The organism is Pseudomonas sp. SORGH_AS_0199, assembly GCF_031453735.1.
In the GTDB taxonomy this organism is placed as follows: domain Bacteria; phylum Pseudomonadota; class Gammaproteobacteria; order Pseudomonadales; family Pseudomonadaceae; genus Chryseomonas; species Chryseomonas aestiva.
Genome location: NZ_JAVJAE010000001.1, coordinates 2,151,849 through 2,172,494, shown reverse-complemented (window position 1 = coordinate 2,172,494; position 20,646 = coordinate 2,151,849). Strand labels below are relative to the sequence as shown.

Genomic DNA, 20,646 nt, shown 5'->3' with positions numbered 1-20,646 from the left:
CCAGACGTAAAATTCTATAGGGGTGGTATTACTCAACGCTTGGGCACGAAGCCATCGGGCTTGGCCGCCAGCCAGTCAACGAACTGGCGAATGCGCGGATCGCTGAGCAGCAATTCGCGGCTGTTGTATTCCAGCGCCAGGGCCTTTTCGTCGAAGGTCTGGTGGATATGGTTGTGGCAGGGTCGGCAGACCCAGAGGGTGGCGGTGATCCGGCTGATGCGGTCGAATCTCTTGCGCACGTAGGCCTTGTCGTGCAGCGAGCGAGGGATCAGATGATGGCGGGTGAGCGGCGCCGCCCGACCGCACAGCTCGCAGCGAGCCGGCTGGGGCGGCAGACGTATCGCCTGGGGCATGATGGGCTCCGCACGGGCTGGATACCCATTCGAGCGGCCCGGGCGAAACGGGGTTCAATAGCCGCCGGCGAGACTCGGCGTGACCAGCACCCGCTTGGCCTGCAGGTAGCTGTTCTGCCAGTAGGGCTTGGCCAGGCTGTCCAGGCGCACGGTACCGCCGGTACGCGGCGCATGGACGAAGCGCCCCTCCCCCACATAGATACCGGCATGGCTGACCTGACGGCCACCGGCGGTGGCGAAGAAGATCAGATCACCGGGCTGCAGGGCGTTGCGCGCCACATTGGGCGAGCCGAGGGTAATCATCTCGCGGGTCGAGCGCGGCAGGGTCACGCCAGCCGCATCGCGATAGACGTAGCCGATCAGACCGCTGCAGTCGAACCCACCGGCCGGGGTGTTGCCGCCGTAGCGATAGGGGGTGCCGACCAGGCCGATGGCCCGAAAGAGTACATCGTTGGCCGCCTGGGCCTGGCTTTCCAGCAGGGGACGGGAGACGACCGGGGCGACCGGTGCGGGGGCCTGGGGCGGCCTGCCGGCACAGGCGGCCAGCAGTACGAAGGCGCAATACAATCCGAGGCGAGCCGCATGCGGCATTGGAGACATCCTTAGTTATCCATCGATCACCGTCGGCCTGCCACGCAGCCTCGACGGGTCCTCGAGGCGCACCGGCGAAGATCGCGGCGATACGCCTCAGCGCAATACGCGCTTGCCTTCCAGGAAACTCACCTTCCAGTACTGGTCGTTCAGGCTGTCCACCCGCACCCCGCCGCTACGACGACTGGAGGAATGGATGAACTTGCCCTCGCCCATGTAGATACCGGTGTGACTGACCCGGCCACGGCCGTTGCTATTGAACAGCAACAGATCGCCAGGTTCCAGATCGTTCTTGCTGACTACCGGTACTTCGAGATCGATGATCTCGCGGGTGGAACGCGGCAGGGCCATCCCGGCGCGCTCACGAAAGACGTAATTGACGAAACCGCTGCAGTCGAAACCGGCCAGGGTGCTGCCGCCACGGCGATAGGGCGTCCCTACCAGCTGGGTGGCACGATTGAGGATCTGGTCCGCCAGGTTCGGCAGCGCCTGGCGCGGGCCGACCTCGCGCTCCCAGTCGAACTGATGCGGCGACTGGGTATGAGGGAAGACCGGACGTTGCTGAGCACCCTCGGTCTCCATGGTCACGGAGCCGTTACCAGCGCCACCCAGCCCATGCAGCGAAGCGGTCTGGAACGTCCGGGAAGTACTGGAAGAATCCTGGCTAACGACGGCATCGGGACTTTGCGGCGCACTCGCACAGGCGGCGAGCAGACAGACAAAAGACAGGGGCACGAGGGGTGCGAGGCGGTTCCTTGGCATGGGCACGACCGTGTCGTTTTTTCAAAGTTTCGACACCTTGCCGACCTGGATCACAGATGGCAAGTTTTTTTAGCCCTCGATGTGACTCAAAAGCCGAGGAAGGACGTCTACGGCCCTTTTTTTGAGTTGAACGGTCGCCAGGCCACTCAGCGACGAACGGTCCGGGTTGATCTCGATGAGGTCACCCCCCTGCGCCAGGGTCTGCCCGATCGGCGCCTGGATATAGCCGAAGGCAGCCGTGGTGCCGACGGCGATCACCAGGTCGAAGCCCTCCTTTACCGCCTCCTGCAGACGCTGCAGCTCGGTGACCGGCAAGGCTTCCTCGAACAGCACCACGGGTGGCCGCAGCATGCCGCCACAGGAGGGACACCGCGGCGGCAAAGGGCCGGCCAGGTAATCTTGAGCCTCCTCGACGGCCTGCGCGCAACTCATGCAGGCGAGCGGCTCCAGTTGTCCGTGGATCTCGATCAGCCGCTCCGATGGAAAACCCGACTGCCGATGAAAGCCGTCGATGTTCTGTGTCAGTACCCAGCTGCCGGGACGCCGAATGCCGAAATCGGTGATCGCCTGGTGCGCCGCATTGGGCACGGCCGCGGCGCAGGCGCGGCCGAGTTGCGCCAGGTAGCGCCAGCAGAGCTCCGGGCGCTGCCGGAGCATGCTGCCCGAAAGAGCCGCCTCGATGGGGATGCCTTCCTCGGTGAGGCCGTTGTACAGCCCGCCGAGGCCGCGATAGGTCGGCAGTCCGGAGTCGGCGGAGAGCCCTGCCCCGGTGATGAACAGCACCCGCCCGGCCCGCGCGAGCAGACCCCGGGCGCGGGCCAGGGCGTCAGTCAATGATTCACCGTCAGGGCCAGCATCACCGACAGCTGGCAGAGCGGACGCCCGCTCTGTTCCCGCCAGAGGTTGAAGGCCTCCTGCATCTTCTGCCGATCGCGCTTGGCGGTGGGCGCCTTGTCGAGGATGTTCTGCGCCTTGAGCGCCGTCACCACATCGTCGGTCGCCAGGAAGGTGTCCTTGCCGGCCATGCGCAGGAAGCGCTGCGCCGACAGGCCACCCAGCTGGTTGCCACGCTTGGTCAGCAGTTCCCACAGGCCAACGATGTCCTCTGTGGGCCATTCGGCCAGCAACTGGCCGAAGCTGCCGTGGCTGCGCTGGAAGTCGAGTACCATCTGGGCGTTGATCGGCACGCTGCGCAACTTGCCCAGGTGGCGGATCAGCCGCGCATCCTGCATCAGCCGCTCCAGGCGTTCGCCGCCCATGAGCACCACCTTCTCCGGATCGAAGCCGAAGAAGACCTCCTCGAAGGCCGGCCACTTGGCATCCACTAGGCTGTGCTTGAGTCCGGCGCGAAAGATGCGGCGGGTCAGCAGCGACAGATAGCGGTCATCGCCCACGGACCTCAGGGTCGCGGCGTCCACCGGTTGCGGCAGTCGCGCTTCCAGGGCCGCACGCGAGCCACAGCGGTTGAGGGCGTATTCGAGCAGCCAGGCGTAGTCCCGCATCAGAGATTCATCACCTGGACGAAGCGCGGGGTCGCGCTGTCATCGATCTTGAGACCGGCGAAGTCGAACAGCTCGCGATCGGCCAGCTGCGAGGGCACCACGTTCTGCAGGGCGCGGAACATGATCTCGGTGCGCCCCGGCGTCTTGCGCTCCCACTCCAGCAGCATCTCCTTGACCACCTTGCGCTGCAGGTTTTCCTGGGAGCCGCAAAGGTTGCAGGGAATGATGGGGAATTCGCGCAGGACGGCGTAGGCCTCGATGTCCTTCTCGTTGCAGTAGGCGAGCGGACGGATCACCACATTGCGGCCGTCATCGGCGCGCAACTTGGGCGGCATGGCCTTGAGGGTGCCGCCATGGAACAAATTGAGGAAGAAGGTTTCTACCATGTCATCGCGATGATGGCCGAGCGCCATCTTCGTCGCACCGATCTCGTCGGCGAAGGTATAGAGAATGCCCCGGCGCAGGCGCGAGCACAGCGAACAGGTGGTCTTGCCCTCGGGGATCTTTTCCTTCACCACGGAATAGGTATCACGTTCCAGAACGTGGTACTCGACCCCCAGTTCCTGCAGATACTGGGGTAAAACGTGTTCAGGAAAGCCCGGCTGCTTCTGGTCGAGGTTGACCGCCACGATCTCGAAGCGAATCGGCGCGACCTTCTGCAGATAGAGCAGCATGTCGAGCAGGGTGTAGCTGTCCTTGCCACCGGACAGGCAGACCATGACCTTGTCGCCGTCCTCGATCATGTTGTAGTCGGCGATGGCTTCGCCGGTAAGACGGCGCAGGCGTTTTTGCAGCTTGTTCTGGTTGACCGAAAGGGTGCCCATGGATGAATCCGCGAAAGGAAAAAACGAAAGGCCGGCATTTTACGCGCAAAGCTTCCGCCGCCCTACCCCGAACGTCAGTCCGCGGCGACCGGCAGCCATGAGCGAAACCCAGGCGCTCATGACGGCGCTCCATCAGGAACTGCTCGGGGCCCAGACCAGCCTGTCGGAGTACGAGTTGCTGCAGGCCTTGCGTCGGGCGGGTTCGCACCTGGTCCCGCCGCGCCCGGTGACCGACAACTACGAACTCTTCCGCCTGCATTTTCGCGTCTTCAATGCCCTCTACCAGCTGCGCGATCAGCTGCGTGCCGAACAGCGCGCCGAACTGATCATCAGCGCCCTGCGCATCGAACTGCGACCCTATCTGCGTGCCCGGCCCGGGCTGATCGTGGCCGATCCGCTGCGCGCCTATTACTTGGATCTCACCCAGCTGGAGACCACCACGCCGGAAGACGTGGCCAACCTGCTCAATCACTTCTGGGCGCTGGTCAATGGCGAGTCCGAACTGCTGGAAGCCCTGCGCCTGCTCGGCCTGGATCGTTCGGCGGACTACGGCCAGATCCGCCGCCGCTATCGCCAGCTCGCCAGCCGGCACCATCCGGATCGTGGCGGCAGCACCGGTCGACTGCAGACCATCAACGCGGCCATGGATACGCTGAGGCGGCACTATGGGCATCAGCCGACCGCGGACGCTAGGGCGCAGGCACCAGCTTCGGCATAATCACCCGCCTCGCCAGAGGTTGCCCATGCCTGAACAACTCCACGCCCGGGTCGAAGACTGCTATCGGCAGGCCGAGGCCTTCTTCAAACGTCGCTTCCCGCGCCCTGACGTCGGCCTGGCCCTGCGCGGCCAGCGCGCCGGCGTCGCCCATCTCACCGAGAACCGGTTGAGATTCAATGGGCAGCTCTATCAGCAAAATCGCGCCCACTTCCTCGAACAGACCGTGGCCCACGAGGTGGCGCATCTGGTGGCGCACCAGTTGTTCGGTGGCAGCATCAGGCCCCATGGCGAGGAGTGGCAGCTGATCATGCGCGGGGTCTATGGCCTGCCGCCGGATCGCTGCCATACCTACGAATTGCCGCAACGGGCCCGCACCCTGTACCTGTATCGCTGCAACTGTCCGGACGGTCGCTTCGAATTCACTGCCCAGCGTCACGCCCTGGTGCGCAAGGGACGGCGCTATCTGTGCCGACGCTGCCGCGGGCCCCTGGATTTCACCCAGGAAGTCATCCGCGGCTGACCCTGCTGGGCCCGACCCGGGCTCCGGCAGACAACGAAAATCATCAGCCCTGGGCGAAGACCTCGTCGAACAGGTTGTGCATCGCCAGGAAGGCACGCTTGGCCACCACCGGGTGATACTGCTGCTTGCCCGGATTGTTGGCTTCGGGATCGGTGAAGGAATGCACCGCGCCGCCATAGCTCAGCAGTTGCCAATCCACCTGGGCGGCATCCATCTCCTGGCGGAAGCCAATGAGCTGCTCGTCCGGCACCATGGGATCGGCGGCGCCGTGCAGCACCAACACCGGACCGGTAATACGAGCCGCATCGGCCGGGTTGGGCGTATCCAGATTGGCGTGGAAGGTCACCACGGCGCTCAGCGGCGCCCCATCGCGCGCCAGTTCCAGCGCCGCGCAGCCGCCAAAACAGAAGCCGATGGCAGCGATCTGGTGGACATCCACCGCCGCCGTCTCGGCCTGGGCGACCAGCGCCGCATGAGCCGCCTGCATGCGCTGGCGCAACAGCGCGCGATCGCCGCGGATCGGCGTCATGGCCGCCAGGGCCTCGTCGGCATTCTGCGGGCGCACATTGCGACCGTAGAAATCCACGACCAGGTAAGCCAGGCCGTCGGCCTCGGCCAGCGCCTTGGCCTGGTCGACGGCGCCATGGGACACCCCCATCCAGTTGGGCGCGAAGAGCACGCCCGGACGGGTCGGATGACTGCTGGTGGCGTACACCAGCTGGCTCTCGAACGGCTGACCATCGATTTCGTAGGCAACGGGTTTTACAGTGACTTCGACCATGGGGTCCTCCAAAGGATAGATAAGAAAAAGCCCGCCGAGGCGGGCTTCTCCATCTTCAAGCGGACAATTCCACCAGCAGTTTGTTTAACCGGCGGACATAGGCGGCGGGATCCTTGAGGCTGTCGCCCGCGGCCAGCGCAGCCTGATCGAACAGGATGTGCGACAGGTCGGCGAAGCGGTCCTCGTCGGGCTCGCCATCGAGTTTCTCGATCAGCGGGTGCTGCGGATTGATCTCGAAGATCGGCTTGGAATCCGGCGCCTTCTGACCGCTGGCTTCCAGGATGCGGCGCATCTGCAAGCCGAGGTCCTGCTCGCCGATGGCCAGGATCGCCGGCGAATCGGTCAGGCGATGGGACACGCGAACTTCGCTGACCTGGGCATCCAGGGCCTGCTTGAGGCGCTCCACCAGGCCTTCCTTGGTCTTGGCGACCTCTTCCTGGGCCTGCTTGTCTTCTTCGCTGTCGAGCTTGCCGAGATCCAGATCGCCACGGGCGACATCGACGAAATGCTTGCCGTCGAATTCGGTGAGATAGCTCATCAGCCACTCGTCGATGCGATCGGTCAGCAGCAGTACCTCGACATCCTTCTTGCGGAAGACTTCCAGGTGCGGGCTGTTCTTGATCTGGGCATGGCTCTCGCCGGTCAGGTAGTAGATCTTGTCCTGACCTTCCTTCATCCGGCCGATGTAGTCGGCCAGGGACACATTCTGGGCATCGTCGCCATTGTGGGTCGAGGCGAAACGCAGCAGGCCGGCGATCTTCTCGCGGTTGGCGAAGTCTTCCGCGGGACCTTCCTTGAGCACCTGGCCGAAGTGGCCCCAGAACGACTGGTACTTCTCCGGCTCGCTCTTGGCCAGCTTCTCGAGCATGTCCAGCACGCGCTTGGTCAGCGCCGACTTCATGGAGTCGATCACCGGATCCTTCTGCAGGATCTCGCGGGACACGTTCAGCGACAGGTCGTTGGAATCCACTACACCCTTGATGAATCTCAGGTACAGCGGCAGGAACTGGTCGGCCTGGTCCATGATGAAGACGCGCTGCACATAGAGCTTCAGGCCCTTGGGCGCTTCACGCTGGTAGAGATCGAAGGGCGCACGGGCCGGCACGTACAGCAGCGAGGTGTATTCGAGCTTGCCCTCGACTTTGTTGTGGCTCCAGGTCAGCGGATTCTCGAAGTCATGGCCGACGTGCTTGTAGAACTCCTGGTAGTCCTCGTCCTTGAGTTCGGTACGCGGACGGGTCCAGAGCGCGCTGGCACGGTTGACGGTTTCCCACTCGGCGGCGGTCGGCTGCTCGTCCTCGCCACCCTGCTGCTCCTTGGGCAGCTCGATGGGCAGGCCGATGTGGTCGGAGTATTTCTTGACCACGTTGCGCAGGCGCCAGCCATCGGCGAACTCGGTTTCCTCGGGTTTGAGGTGCAGCACGATGCGGGTACCGCGTTCGGGCTTGTCGATGTTCGCGACCTCGAACTCCCCTTCCCCCTTCGACGACCAGTGCACGCCTTCGGCGGCGGGATGGCCGGCACGGCGGGTGTAGACGTCGACCTGATCGGCGACGATGAACGCCGAGTAGAAGCCCACGCCGAACTGACCGATGAGGTTGGAATCCTTCTTCTGGTCGCCGCTGAGATTCTTCAGGAAATCGGCGGTACCAGACTTGGCGATGGTGCCGAGGTGAGCGATCACCTCTTCGCGGCTCATGCCGATGCCGTTGTCTTCGAGGGTGACCGTGCCGGCCTCCTTGTCGAAGCTCAGGCGAATCTTCAGCGTATCCCCGCCTTCGAGCAGTTCGGGCTTGGACAAGGCCTCGAATCTGAGCTTGTCGGCCGCGTCGGAGGCGTTGGAAATCAATTCGCGCAGGAAGATTTCCTTGTTGGAATACAGCGAGTGAATCATCAGGTGAAGCAGCTGCTTCACTTCGGTCTGGAAGCCTAGGGTTTCCTTTTGAGTCTCCACACTCATGCTACGAACTCCGCTATCGATAGGTACGCACCAGATGCCTGGCGATGTCGCGGAGATGGGGGCGCCCGATGACATTTCAACCTTGGCGCGCTCGGTTCGCGATGCAAGTAGGAATTTGCGCGATGCCTGGGCTAGACGCGGAACTTAACTTTTAACGGGGCGCTCGAACGGCTGTCGTGTAGTTCATAAGGAGAAAACACATGAAAAAGCCCTTCGCTATTGCCCTGCTCTTCACTGCCGCCTTCGGCCTCGCCGCCTGTGACAAGCCTTCCGAAAACAAGGCTCAGGATGCTGCCAAGACCGAACAGAAAGCCCAGGAAAACCTGAACAAAGCCGCTGAGCAGAGCAACAAGGCTGCTGAGCAGCGCAACGAAGCCGCCAACGAGGCTGCCAAGGAGCAATCCAAAGGCGAAGCCACCTCGGTCAGCCCGGCCACCGGTACCGCCAACGGCAACGCGCCGGCTACCCAGCCCAAGCCGTAAGCTGTCTGGATATGAAAAAAGCCCGCTTAGGCGGGCTTTTTTGTGGGCGGCTGATTCAGGAACGTGAGGGATCCGGTTCGGCCTCGTCCTCTTGGACGCGTTCGCCAGGCCGCAGGCTTTCCAGCGTCAGGGCGACCAGCCCCACCACCACGGCCGGCAACAGCCAGCCCAGCCCCGAGTCGGCCAGCGGCAGCCACTGTACGGCACCGCTCAGATAGGGCACCGTCAGGTGCGCCGCCTGCAGGCCATCGAGGATGCCGAAGGCCAGGGCCACCAGCAGCACCGGCCCGAGGATGCGCCCGGGCGCCACCCAGCGGGCGATGAAGAAGCTCATCACCACCAGGGCGATGCAGGGCGGATAGATGGCGGTCAGGATCGGCACCGAGATCTGGATCAGCTGGGTCAGACCCAGGTTGGACACCAACAGCGAGAAGGCCGCCAGCAGAACCACCAGACTGCGATAGCTGAACGGCAGGAATTCGCTGAAGAACTCCGCGCAGGCGCAGGTCAGGCCCACCGCGGTGACCAGGCAGGCCAGGGTGATCAGCACCGCGAGGAAGTCGCTGCCGACACTGCCGAAGGTGTGCTGCACATAGGCATGCAGGACCTCGGCGCCATTGCTGGCATGGGGCACCAGCACTCCGCTACCGGCGCCGAGCTGGAACAGACTCAGGTAGACCAGCACCAGCCCTGCCCCGGCAATCAGCCCGGCGATGATGGTGTAGCGCGTCAGCAGCTGCGGCGCCGTCACGCCACGGGCACGAATGGCGTTGACGATGACGATGCCGAATACCAGGGCGCCCAGGGTATCCATGGTCAGGTAGCCGTTGACGAAGCCCTGGGACAGCGCCCGCGAGGCGTAGTCCGGTGCCGCCGTGGCAGGACCGCCAGCCGGCCAGAACAGCGCGGCGCCGCCCAGTACCGCCAGCGCCAGGATCTTCAGCGGACCGAGAAAGCGCCCCACGGTATCGAGCAGGCGTCCCGGATAGAGCGAAACCACCAGCACCACCAGGAAATAGGCCAGGCTGTAGAGGAACAGCGGTATGGGTCCGTTGCCCAGCAGCGGCGCGACGCCGACCTCGAAGGATACCGTGGCGGTGCGCGGCGTGGCGAACAGCGGGCCCACCGACAGGTAGCAGACGATGGCCAGGGTGCGCGCGGCGGTCTGGCCGAGCGGCTTGCTCAGGGCGTCCATGCCGCCTCCGACCCGTGCCAGGGCGATCAGCGTCAGCACCGGCAGGCCGACAGCAGTCAGCAGAAAGCCCAGGGCGGCGCTCCAGACGTGCTCGCCCGCCTGCAGACCGACGATCGGGGGAAAGATGATGTTGCCCGCGCCGACGAACAACGCGAACGTCATGAATCCAAGGGCCAGGACATCCCGGCTTTGCAAAGCTTTCATGGAAGGCAGTACCAGCAATGAGGAAAACAAGGCAGCCCGCCCTCATGGGAGCAGGTCTTGGCGGGGCCACGGGGTGGCCGTTGGAGCGGAAGGTTGCCATCCTAACGAATTACCGGCGAAAAGGCAGCCGGCAGCTGATGAGGCGTCATGGTCGCGCCCATGAAAAAGGCCGCCCGAAGGCGGCCTTTTCTATCGTCAGTCAGGCTCAGGCCTTCTTGACTTCCCAACCGGTCAGCTCGGCCAGGGCCTTGCCGATGTCAGCCAGGGAACGCACGGTCTTCACACCCGCGTCCTGCAGGGCGGCGAACTTCTCGTCCGCAGTACCCTTGCCGCCGGAGATGATGGCGCCGGCGTGGCCCATGCGCTTGCCGGGCGGTGCGGTGACACCGGCGATGTAGGACACCACCGGCTTGGTCACGTTGGCCTTGATGTAGGCCGCGGCTTCTTCTTCAGCGCTGCCGCCGATCTCGCCGATCATCACGATGGCTTCGGTCTGCGGATCTTCCTGGAACAACTTCAGGATATCGATGAAGTTCGAACCCGGAATGGGATCGCCGCCGATGCCCACGCAGGTGGACTGGCCGAAGCCGGCATCGGTGGTCTGCTTCACGGCTTCATAGGTCAGGGTGCCGGAACGCGACACGATACCGACCTTGCCCGGCAGGTGAATGTGACCGGGCATGATGCCGATCTTGCACTCGCCGGGGGTGATGACGCCGGGGCAGTTCGGGCCGATCAGGCGTACGCCCAGCTCGTCGCACTTCACCTTGGCATCCAGCATGTCGAGGGTGGGGATACCCTCGGTGATGCAGACGATCAGCTTGATGCCGCCCAGCGCCGCTTCCATGATGGAGTCTTTGCAGAAGGGAGCCGGCACATAGATCACCGAAGCGTCGGCGCCAGTGGCTTCGACGGCTTCACGCACGGTGTTGAACACCGGCAGACCCAGGTGGGTGGAGCCGCCCTTGCCGGGGGTCACGCCGCCGACCATCTGGGTGCCATAGGCGATGGCCTGTTCGGAGTGGAAGGTACCCTGGCTACCGGTGAAGCCCTGGCAGATGACCTTGGTGTCTTTGTTGATCAGGACGCTCATTACTTACCCTCCGCGGCCTTGACGACCTGCTGGGCAGCGTCGGTCAGGCTGGTTGCCGCGATGATGTTCAGGCCGCTTTCGGCCAGGACCTTGGCACCGAGTTCGGCGTTGTTGCCTTCCAGGCGAACCACGACCGGCACCTTCACGCCAACTTCTTTCACGGCGCCGATGATGCCTTCGGCGATCATGTCGCAGCGCACGATGCCGCCGAAGATGTTGACCAGAACGGCCTTCACGTTGCTGTCGGACAGGATGATCTTGAACGCCTCGGTCACGCGCTCTTTGGTCGCGCCACCGCCAACGTCGAGGAAGTTGGCCGGCTTGCCGCCGTGCAGGTTGACGATGTCCATGGTACCCATGGCCAGACCGGCACCGTTGACCATGCAGCCGATGCTGCCTTCCAGGGCCACGTAGTTCAGTTCCCACTTCTGCGCATGGGCTTCACGGGCGTCGTCCTGCGACGGGTCGTGGAAGGCGCGCAGCTTGGGCTGACGGTAGATGGCGTTGCTGTCGATGTTGATCTTGGCATCCAGGCAGTGCAGGTTGCCGTCCTTCTTGATCACCAGCGGGTTCACTTCCAGCAGCGCCAGGTCGTAGTCCTGGAACAGCTTGGCCAGACCGACGAAAATCTGGGTGAACTGCTTGATCTGGTCACCTTTCAGGCCCAGCTGGAAAGCCAGGTCGCGACCCTGGTAGGGCTGAGCGCCCACCAGCGGATCGATGGTGGCCTTGAGAATCTTTTCCGGAGTGTCGTGAGCGACTTTCTCGATGTCCACGCCACCTTCGGTGGACGCCATGAACACGATACGGCGGCTGGAACGATCGACCACGGCGCCCAGATAGAGCTCCTGATCGATGTCGGTGCAGGATTCAACCAGGATCTTGGTGACCGGCTGACCGTTGGCGTCGGTCTGGTAGGTCACCAGACGCTGGCCCAGCCACTTGGCGGCGAATTCCTTGGCTTCTTCCTTGCTCTTGACCAGTTTCACACCACCGGCCTTGCCACGGCCACCGGCATGTACCTGGGCCTTGACGACCCACTCGTCGCCGCCGATACGGCCGCAAGCCTCGTAGGCCTCCTGGGGGGTGTCGACAGCGTAGCCTTTGGAAACGGGCAGGCCGTATTCAGCGAACAGCTGCTTACCCTGATACTCGTGGAGATTCATGCTTGTCTACCGTCTTCGTTGGGTATTGCGCATTCGACGCTGTGCGTTCTCCGAGCCGTCCTCCGGACGGTCGCGGGCACCGCGCCACCTGTGACCCCTGCCCTAGTGGGGTGTCTCACACCCCACTAACAAGAGTCCGAGGTGCCTTCCTGCGGTGGAGCCCTGAGGCTCCACGGCGGTCGGCAACCCCGTGGTTCTGTAAATCTCTTACCGCTTCTTGCGATTCACCGCGTGGATCGCATGACCGTTCACCGCCAGGGCCGCTTCGTGCAGCGCCTCGGACAGCGTCGGGTGCGAGAACACCATCATGCCCAGGTCTTCGGCGCTGGAGCCGAATTCCATGGCGATGGCGCCTTGCTGCACCAGCTCCGCCGCGCTCGGGCCGACCACATGGACGCCCAGGACGCGATCGGTCTTGGCATCCGCCACGACCTTGACGAAGCCGGCGGTGTCGTTGGCCGCCAGGGCACGACCGCTGACCGCGAAAGGGAAGGTGCCGACATTGACTTCGACGCCTTCGGCCTTCAGGGCCTGCTCGGTCTTGCCGACCCACGCGATTTCCGGGTGGGTGTAGATCACCGAGGGGACCAGATCATAGTTCATCTGGGCCTTGTGACCGGCGATGCGCTCGGCAACCATCACGCCTTCTTCCGAGGCCTTGTGGGCCAGCATCAGACCGCGCACGCAGTCGCCGATGGCGAACACGCCCGGCACGCTGGTAGCGCAATGGTCGTCGACGTAGATGTAGCCACGCTCGTCGCTTTCCACGCCGCTGTCGGATGCCAGCAGGTCGGTGGTGACCGGACGACGGCCCACGGCGACGATCAGACGATCGAAGGTGATCTGCTTTTCTTCACCGGCTTCGGTGTAGTTGACGGTGACTTCTTCGCCGTTCACTTGGGAACCGGTCACGCGAGCACCCATGCGGATGTTCAGACCCTGCTTGGAGAGGATCTTGTAGGCTTCCTTGGACACCTGCTCATCGGCGGCGACCAGGAACTTGTCCAGCGCTTCCAGCACGGTGACTTCGGCGCCCAGGCGAGCCCAGACCGAACCCAGCTCCAGGCCGATGACGCCGGCACCGATCACGCCCAGACGCTTGGGCACGCTCTGGAATTCCAGGGCGCCGGTGGAATCGACGATGACCTTCTGGTCCACCGGAGCCGGCGGGATGTCGATGGGACGCGAGCCGGACGCCAGGATGACGTTCTCGGCCTCGACTACCTGGACGTTGCCGTCCAGACCTGTGACTTCGACCTTCTTGCCGGACAGCAGCTTGCCGTTGCCTTCCAGCAGGGTCACGCCGTTCGCCTTGAACAGGGTGGCCACGCCGCCGGTGAGGTTCTTCACGATCTGGTCCTTGCGACCGATCATGGTGGGCACGTCGATGGTGACGTTCGGCGCGTCGATGCCGTGGACCTTAAAGCCCTCGTGGGCCTCGTGGTACTTGTAGGAGCTGTCCAGCAGCGCCTTGGAGGGAATGCAACCCACGTTCAGGCAGGTGCCGCCCAGGGCGACCTTGCCTTCCTTGCCCTTGTAGCGCTCGACACAGGCCGTCTTCAGACCGAGCTGCGCGGCGCGGATGGCGGCCACGTAGCCACCAGGGCCTGCGCCGATCACCACTACGTCGAATTTGTCGCTCATACACTAATCCCCTTGGAGCAGCTTCAGGCAGGAAAACTTGAAGCGGTGCGTGGCCCCTGCCCCGCACCGCGAGAGCCGGATCAGATGTCCAGCAGCAGACGAGCCGGGTCTTCCAGCAGGTCCTTCATGGTGACCAGGAAGGTCACGGCTTCCTTGCCATCGATCAGGCGATGGTCGTAGGACAGCGCAAGATACATCATCGGCAGGATCACGACCTGGCCGTTCACCGCCATGGGGCGCTCCTGGATCTTGTGCATGCCCAGGATCGCGGTCTGCGGCGGGTTGACGATGGGCGTGGACAGCAGCGAACCGAAGACACCACCGTTGGAGATGGTGAAGGTACCGCCTTGCATGTCGTCCATGGTCAGCTTGCCGGCCTTGGCCTTCTTGCCGAAGTCGGCGATGGTGCCTTCCACTTCCGCCAGGCTCATGAACTCGGCGTTGCGCAGCACCGGAACCACCAGGCCACGGTCGCTGGACACGGCCACGCCGATATCCTGGTAACCGTGATAGACGATGTCGTTACCGTCGATGGAGGCGTTGACGCCCGGCTGACGCTTGAGCGCCTCGGTGGCGGCCTTGACGAAGAAGGACATGAAGCCCAGGCGCACGCCATTGTGCTTCTTCTCGAACATGTCCTTGTACTTGGAGCGCAGGTCCATGATCGGCTTCATGTTGACCTCGTTGAAGGTCGTCAGCATGGCCATGCTGGACTGGGCTTCCACCAGGCGCTCGGCGACCTTGGCCCGCAGGCGGGTCATGGGCACGCGCTTCTCGGTACGGTCGCCAGCGGCGGTCACCACCGGAGCGGCGGCGGCAGCGGGCTTGGCAGCCGGAGCGGCGGCGCCGGACTTCTTGGCCTCGACGGCGGCGACGGCGTCTTCCTTGGTGATGCGACCGCCCTTGCCGGTGCCGACCAGGGTAGCCGGATCGATGCCGTTCTCTTCGGCGATCTTGCGTGCGGCAGGAGCCAGGATCGGGTCCTCTTCACCACCGGCGGCCGGCGCGGCAGCCGGAGCGCTGGCAGCGGTCGGCTGGGCAGCCGGCGCGGCGGCGGCAGTGGCACCCTCTTCCACGCGAGCGATGACTTCTTCGCTCAGCACCGTGTCGCCTTCGTTCTTCAGGACCTCGGCCAGGACACCATCGACAGGTGCCACGACTTCCAGCACGACCTTGTCGGTCTCGATGTCAACCAGCAATTCGTCACGCTTGACCGCTTCGCCCGGCTTCTTGTGCCAGGTGGCGACGGTGCCGTCAGCGACCGATTCCGGGAAGGTAGGGGCTTTGATCTCGATAGCCATTCTATGAATTTCCTTAGTGATCTCTAGTAGTCGCGTGGCGAATCAAACGGAGAAAGCATCGTTCAGCAGTTTTTCCTGCTGCTCGGCGTGCATGGAGGCATAGCCACAGGCCGGTGCGGCGGACGCATCGCGACCGGCGTATTCCAGACCCAGGCCCTGCTTGTAGGCGGACACGGCGCGACGCATGTGATGCTGGCTGCAGTACCAGGCACCCTGGTTCATCGGCTCTTCCTGGCACCAGACCACGCGCTCGAGGTTCGGGTAGCCCGCCAGCACCTCGGCCAGATCGTCTTCCGGGAACGGATAGAGCTGCTCCAGACGCACGATAACGATGTCCTGGCGATTCTCGCTGCGGCGCTTTTCCAGCAGGTCGTAGTAGACCTTGCCGCTGCACAGGACCAGGCGCTTAACCTGCTGGGCATGGATCTGATCCAGCTCGTTGATCACGGTCTGGAACGAACCATGGGCCAGGTCTTCCAGGGTCGAGATGGCCAGCTTGTGGCGCAGCAGCGACTTGGGCGTGAGCACCACCAGCGGCTTGCGCAGCGGGCGGATCACCTGACGCCGCAGCAGATGGTAGATCTGCGCCGGCGTGGTCGGTACGCAGACCTGGATGTTCTGCTCGGCGCACAGTTGCAGGTAACGCTCCAGGCGAGCCGACGAGTGCTCCGGACCCTGGCCTTCATAGCCATGGGGCAGCAGCATGGTCAGGCCGCACAGACGACCCCACTTGATCTCGCCGCTGGTGATGAACTGGTCGATGACCACCTGGGCGCCGTTGGCGAAGTCACCGAACTGGGCTTCCCAGACCACCAGCGCATTGGGCGTGGTGGTGGCATAACCGTATTCGAAGCCCAGCACCGCTTCCTCGGAGAGGAAGGAGTCGTAGATCTCGAACGACGGCTGGTCTTCGGCCAGGTGCTGCAGGGGCACGTAGGGTACGGCGTCCTTCTGGTTGTGCAGCACCGCGTGACGGTGCGAGAAGGTGCCACGGCCGACGTCCTGACCGGTGATGCGGATCGGGTGGCCTTCGTGCAACAGGGTGGCGTAGGCCATGGTCTCGGCGAAGCCCCAGTTCAGGGGCAGACCGCCAGCAGTCATCTTCTGGCGGTCTTCGAGGATCTTGCCGACCTGACGCTGGACCACGACGCCTTCCGGAACCTGCAGCAGCTTGTTGGCCAGGTCCTGCAGGGTCTTGAGGTCGAAGCCGGTGTCGTGCCGGGCGGTCCAGGCGTGGCCGAGGTAGGGTTTCCAGTCGACGAACAGGTCGCGATTGGGTTCCTTGACCAGGCTGGCCACGACGTGACGGCCCTCGTCGAGGGCGCCGCGGTAGGCTTCGAACTGCGCCTGGACCTGCTCGGCGGTGACCACGCCGGCCTGGGTCAGGGCATCGGCATAGAGATCGCGGGTGGTGCGCTGCTTGGCGATCTGCTGGTACATCAGCGGCTGGGTGCCGCTCGGCTCGTCGGCCTCGTTGTGGCCGCGACGGCGGTAGCACACCAGGTCGATGACGATGTCACGCTTGAACTGCATGCGGTAGTCGACCGCCAGCTGGGTGACGAACAGCACCGCTTCGGGATCGTCGCCGTTCACGTGGAAGATCGGCGCCTGGATCATCTTGGCGACGTCGGTGGCGTACTCGGTGGAGCGCGCGTCTTCCTGGCGGTTGGTGGTGAAGCCCACCTGGTTGTTGATGACGAGGTGCAGGGTGCCGCCGGTCTTGTAGGCACGGGTCTGCGACATCTGGAAGGTTTCCATGACCACGCCCTGACCCGCGAAGGCCGCGTCGCCGTGGATGGCGACGGGTACGACCTTGTCGCCGGAGCGATCACCGCGGCGATCCTGGCGGGCACGTACCGAACCTTCCACCACCGGAGAGACGATCTCCAAGTGCGAAGGGTTGAACGCCAGCGCCAGGTGGACTTCGCCGCCCTGGGTCATGACGTTGGAGGAGAAACCCTGGTGGTACTTGACGTCACCGGAGCCCAGCTCGACCAGCTTCTTGCCTTCGAACTCGTCGAACAGGTCGCGCGGGTTCTTGCCCAGGGTGTTGACCAGCACGTTCAGGCGGCCACGGTGGGCCATGCCGATCACCAGCTCCTTGACGCCATAGGAACCGGAACGCTGGATGATCTCGTCGATCAGCGGAATCAGACTCTCGCCCCCTTCCAGGCCGAAACGCTTGGTGCCCGGGTACTTGGTGCCCAGGTACTTTTCCAGGCCTTCGGCGGCGGTCAGGCGCTCCAGCAGATGGGTGCGGACTTCAGGGGAATACTGCGGGCGGCCACGGACGCTCTCCAGGCGCTGCAGGAACCAGCGGCGCTCCTCGGAATCGACGATGTGCATGAACTCCGCACCGACCGTGCGGCAATATGTCTCTTGCAGCGCATCCCTGATTTCACGGAGAGTTGCTTCCTCTTTGCCGATGAACAATTCACCGGTGCGGAAGGTGGTATCCAGATCGGCATCGGTCAACCCATAGTGGTTGAGCAGCAGATCGGCAGGCGGCTGACGCTTCCACAGACCCAGGGGGTCGAGTTGGGCAGCCTGATGGCCCTGCAGACGATACGCCTGGATCAGACGCAGGACTTCGACCTGCTTCTTCTCGTGCTCGGAACTGACGGTACCGGCCGAAACCGGTTGAGCTCGCCGCTGGTTCTTGCCCAACAGCACGAAATGGTCACGGATCGCGGAATGCGCGACGTCCGGCGAATTGCCAGTGACCGCAGGCAGCTTCTGGAAGTAGGTGCGCCACTCTTCCGGCACAGCGTTGGCATCGTGCAGAAACAGCTCATAGAGCTCTTCCACATAGGCAGCGTTACTGCCGGACAGGTGAGCGCTGTCCCACAGTTGCTGCATCTGACTTTCGTGCATCTAGTTCACCCCTTCGGCAGAGATAGCATCAGCCGATAACCAGTCTCGACGTGAGACCTGGCCTCCCTACGGCTGCGCCAATGCCCGGATGCTGTTCCGGGTATCCCTGAATGGACATTGGTTGAATCAAGCTATCGAGGTCGCTAACGAACCCGCCCGGCACAACTGGCCGGGCGGGACGTGGATCAGGTACCGCTCTGCAGCAGCATCGCCCGCACATGGCCAATGGCCTTGGTCGGGTTCAGCCCCTTGGGACAGACCGCCACGCAGTTCATGATCGACCGGCAGCGGAACACGCTGAACGGATCGTCCATGGCCGCCAGACGTTCCTGGGTCTTGGTGTCACGACTGTCGGCCAGGAAGCGATAGGCCTGCAGCAGCGCGGCGGGGCCGAGGAACTTGTCGGGGTTCCACCAGAAGGACGGGCAGGACGTCGAGCAGCAGGCACACAGGATGCACTCGTACAGACCATCGATCTTCTCGCGGTCTTCCGGGCTCTGCAGGCGCTCGATGGCCGGGGCCGGAGTCTCGTTCTGCAGGAACGGCTTCACCTTCTCGTACTGCTTGTAGAAGATGCTCATGTCGACGACCAGGTCACGGATGACCGGCAGGCCGGGCAGCGGGCGCACGACCAGCTTGTCGTTCTTGACCACGGCCGACAGCGGCGTGATGCACGCCAGGCCGTTCTTGCCGTTGATGTTCATGCCGTCGGAGCCGCACACGCCTTCGCGGCAGGAACGACGGTAGGAGAAGCCTTCATCCTGCTCTTTGATCAGAGCCAGGACGTCCAGCACCATGAGGTCCTTCCCACCGGTATCGACCTGGAACTCCTGCATGGACGGCAGGCCGTCCTGATCCGGGTTGTAACGATAAACGCTGACTTTCAACATGGTGGTCACCTTTAGTAAGTCCGAACCTTGGGTTCGAACATCGGTACGGTCTTGGGCGCGAAGTTGACTCCACGCTTACTGACCCGCTTTTCACCGGGGAAATAGAGGGTGTGGCACAGCCAGTTCTCGTCGTCACGCTCTTCGAAGTCTTCACGGGCGTGAGCACCACGGGACTCCTTGCGGTTTTCGGCAGCGATGGCGGTCGCTTCGGCCACTTCCAGCAGGTTCTGCAACTCGAGCGCCTCGATACGGGCGGTGTTGAAGCCCTGGCTCTTGTCGTTGATCTTGACCTTGGCGATGCGCTCGCGCAGATCGGCCAGCTCGGCGATGCCCTTCTGCATGTACTCGCCGGTGCGGAACACCCCGAAGTAGTTCTGCATGCAGGTCTGCAGCTGCTTGCGCAGCGTGGCGACGTCGTCGCCAGTGGTCCGCTCATTGACGCCGGACAGACGCTGCAGCGAGGCTTCCAGGTCGCTTTCCGAAGCACCGCGGTGCTCGATGCCGTCCTTGAGCGCCTTCTCCAGATGCAGACCGGCCGCACGACCGAAGACCACCAGGTCCAGCAGCGAGTTGCCACCCAGGCGGTTGGCGCCGTGCACGGACACGCAAGCCACTTCGCCCACGGCGAACAGGCCTTCGATGATTCTGTCGTTGCCGTTGGCGTCCTGAGTGATGGCCTGACCATGAATGTTGGTGGCGATGCCGCCCATCATATAGTGGCAGGTGGGGATCACGGGCACCGGCGCGACGACCGGGTCGACATGGGCGAAGGTCTTGGACAGTTCGCAGATGCCGGGCAGACGGCTGTGCAGCACGTCTTCACCTAGGTGGTCCAGCTTCAGCAGCACGTGGTCGCCATCCGGACCGCAACCGTTGCCGGCCAGCACTTCCTTGACCATGGAACGGGCGACCACGTCGCGACCGGCCAGGTCCTTGGCGTTGGGCGCATAGCGCTCCATGAAGCGCTCGCCGTGCTTGTTGATCAGATAGCCACCCTCACCACGGCAACCCTCGGTGACCAGCACCCCGGCGCCGGCGATGCCGGTGGGGTGGAACTGCCACATCTCGATGTCCTGCACCGGCACACCGGCGCGCAGCGCCATGCCGACGCCGTCACCGGTGTTGATCAGGGCGTTGGTGGTGGAGGCATAGATACGGCCCGCACCGCCAGTGGCCAGTACGGTGGCCTTGGCCTTGACGTAGACGGTCTCGCCGGTCTCGATGCAGATGGCGATGACCCCGACGATGACGCCGTCCTGGTTCTTCACCAGATCCACGGCGTACCACTCGTTGAGGAATACCGTGTTGTTCTTCAGGTTGCCCTGATAGAGGGTGTGCAGCAGGGCGTGACCGGTACGGTCGGCCGCGGCGCAGGTCCGCGCGGCCTGGCCGCCCTTGCCGTAGTCCTTGGACTGGCCGCCGAAGGGCCGCTGATAGATGCGGCCCTGCTCGGTGCGGGAGAACGGCAGACCCATGTGCTCGAGTTCGAAGACCGCTTCCGGGCCTACGGAGCACATGTACTCGATGGCGTCCTGGTCACCGATGTAGTCCGACCCCTTGACGGTGTCGTACATGTGCCAGCGCCAGTCATCGTTCGGGTCGGCCGAGGCGATGGCGCAGGTGATGCCGCCCTGGGCGGACACGGTATGGGAACGGGTCGGGAAGACCTTGGTGATCACCGCGGTCTTGTGACCGGACTGGGCCAGTTGCAGCGCTGCGCGCATACCGGCGCCGCCGCCACCTACGATGATGGCATCAAACGAGATATGACGAATTGTGGACATAG

General features: G+C 63.8%; 19 protein-coding genes. 3 read left to right on the top strand and 16 right to left on the bottom strand.

All coding sequences use genetic code 11. The annotated features are described in order from the left end of the window. Positions 1–32: 32 nt before the first annotated feature. The 6 genes from QE444_RS10150 to ttcA form a co-directional block, all read right to left on the bottom strand. Positions 33–353 (bottom strand): hypothetical protein, encoded by a 321-nt coding sequence (locus QE444_RS10150; protein WP_309738266.1) that lies wholly within the window; start codon positions 351–353, stop codon positions 33–35. A 54-nt stretch (positions 354–407) separates the two neighbouring features. Continuing rightward, positions 408–944 (bottom strand): C40 family peptidase, encoded by a 537-nt coding sequence (locus tag QE444_RS10145; RefSeq protein WP_017638877.1) that lies wholly within the window; start codon positions 942–944, stop codon positions 408–410. A 96-nt stretch (positions 945–1,040) separates the two neighbouring features. Beyond that, a complete protein-coding gene (locus tag QE444_RS10140) occupies positions 1,041–1,679 on the bottom strand; it encodes a C40 family peptidase (protein WP_405046416.1) in 639 nt (212 codons plus the stop codon). 96 nt (positions 1,680–1,775) lie between these two features. Beyond that, complete coding sequence (locus tag QE444_RS10135; protein ID WP_309738260.1) at positions 1,776–2,540, bottom strand: NAD-dependent protein deacylase; 765 nt, start codon at positions 2,538–2,540, stop codon at positions 1,776–1,778. Further along, entirely contained in the window at positions 2,537–3,208 is a 672-nt protein-coding gene (locus QE444_RS10130) for a DNA-3-methyladenine glycosylase I (RefSeq protein ID WP_309738258.1), read from the bottom strand. The genes QE444_RS10135 and QE444_RS10130 overlap by 4 nt, the downstream gene beginning before the upstream one ends. Then, positions 3,208–4,032, bottom strand: a complete 825-nt coding sequence (gene ttcA, locus QE444_RS10125) for a tRNA 2-thiocytidine(32) synthetase TtcA (RefSeq protein ID WP_187978805.1) — start codon at positions 4,030–4,032, stop codon at positions 3,208–3,210. The genes QE444_RS10130 and ttcA overlap by 1 nt, the downstream gene beginning before the upstream one ends. A 97-nt stretch (positions 4,033–4,129) precedes the next feature. On the opposite strand from ttcA, the gene QE444_RS10120 reads away from it, so the two are divergent. Beyond that, on the top strand, positions 4,130–4,750 hold the full coding sequence (locus QE444_RS10120) for a DNA-J related domain-containing protein (RefSeq protein ID WP_187978804.1): 621 nt from the start codon (positions 4,130–4,132) through the stop codon (positions 4,748–4,750). After that, entirely contained in the window at positions 4,698–5,270 is a 573-nt protein-coding gene (locus QE444_RS10115) for a SprT family zinc-dependent metalloprotease (RefSeq protein ID WP_256664586.1), read from the top strand. Before QE444_RS10120 ends, QE444_RS10115 begins: the two co-directional genes overlap by 53 nt. Before the next feature lie 43 nt (positions 5,271–5,313). Here QE444_RS10115 and QE444_RS10110 read toward each other — a convergent pair whose 3' ends face one another. Both QE444_RS10110 and htpG read right to left on the bottom strand, forming a co-directional pair. Continuing rightward, on the bottom strand, positions 5,314–6,051 hold the full coding sequence (locus QE444_RS10110) for a dienelactone hydrolase family protein (RefSeq protein WP_309738255.1): 738 nt from the start codon (positions 6,049–6,051) through the stop codon (positions 5,314–5,316). 55 nt (positions 6,052–6,106) lie between these two features. Beyond that, positions 6,107–8,011 (bottom strand): molecular chaperone HtpG, encoded by a 1,905-nt coding sequence (gene htpG, locus QE444_RS10105; RefSeq protein WP_309738253.1) that lies wholly within the window; start codon positions 8,009–8,011, stop codon positions 6,107–6,109. 200 nt (positions 8,012–8,211) lie between these two features. Here htpG and QE444_RS10100 point away from each other — a divergent pair, with 200 nt between their 5' ends. Continuing rightward, a complete protein-coding gene (locus QE444_RS10100) occupies positions 8,212–8,493 on the top strand; it encodes a hypothetical protein (protein ID WP_007159246.1) in 282 nt (93 codons plus the stop codon). 55 nt (positions 8,494–8,548) lie between these two features. On the opposite strand, the gene brnQ is transcribed toward QE444_RS10100, so the two are convergent. The 8 genes from brnQ to sdhA form a co-directional block, all read right to left on the bottom strand. Further along, positions 8,549–9,892, bottom strand: a complete 1,344-nt coding sequence (gene brnQ / locus QE444_RS10095) for a branched-chain amino acid transport system II carrier protein (RefSeq protein WP_309738250.1) — start codon at positions 9,890–9,892, stop codon at positions 8,549–8,551. A 205-nt stretch (positions 9,893–10,097) separates the two neighbouring features. Continuing rightward, on the bottom strand, positions 10,098–10,985 hold the full coding sequence (sucD, locus tag QE444_RS10090) for a succinate--CoA ligase subunit alpha (RefSeq protein ID WP_133859671.1): 888 nt from the start codon (positions 10,983–10,985) through the stop codon (positions 10,098–10,100). Beyond that, positions 10,985–12,151: an ADP-forming succinate--CoA ligase subunit beta gene (sucC, locus tag QE444_RS10085; RefSeq protein ID WP_064306646.1), complete on the bottom strand. Its 1,167-nt coding sequence runs from the start codon at positions 12,149–12,151 to the stop codon at positions 10,985–10,987. The genes sucD and sucC overlap by 1 nt, the downstream gene beginning before the upstream one ends. A gap of 207 nt (positions 12,152–12,358) precedes the next feature. Next, a complete protein-coding gene (gene lpdA, locus QE444_RS10080; protein WP_133859672.1) occupies positions 12,359–13,795 on the bottom strand; it encodes a dihydrolipoyl dehydrogenase in 1,437 nt (478 codons plus the stop codon). An 80-nt stretch (positions 13,796–13,875) separates the two neighbouring features. Continuing rightward, positions 13,876–15,096, bottom strand: a complete 1,221-nt coding sequence (gene odhB / locus QE444_RS10075; protein ID WP_133859673.1) for a 2-oxoglutarate dehydrogenase complex dihydrolipoyllysine-residue succinyltransferase — start codon at positions 15,094–15,096, stop codon at positions 13,876–13,878. 42 nt (positions 15,097–15,138) lie between these two features. Then, positions 15,139–17,970, bottom strand: coding sequence for a 2-oxoglutarate dehydrogenase E1 component (locus QE444_RS10070; RefSeq protein ID WP_309738246.1), 2,832 nt, complete (start codon positions 17,968–17,970; stop codon positions 15,139–15,141). Between the two features lie 185 nt (positions 17,971–18,155). After that, positions 18,156–18,860: a succinate dehydrogenase iron-sulfur subunit gene (locus QE444_RS10065; protein WP_007159253.1), complete on the bottom strand. Its 705-nt coding sequence runs from the start codon at positions 18,858–18,860 to the stop codon at positions 18,156–18,158. Positions 18,861–18,871: 11 nt separating this feature from the next. Further along, on the bottom strand, positions 18,872–20,644 hold the full coding sequence (gene sdhA / locus QE444_RS10060) for a succinate dehydrogenase flavoprotein subunit (RefSeq protein ID WP_133859675.1): 1,773 nt from the start codon (positions 20,642–20,644) through the stop codon (positions 18,872–18,874). Positions 20,645–20,646 lie beyond the last annotated feature (2 nt).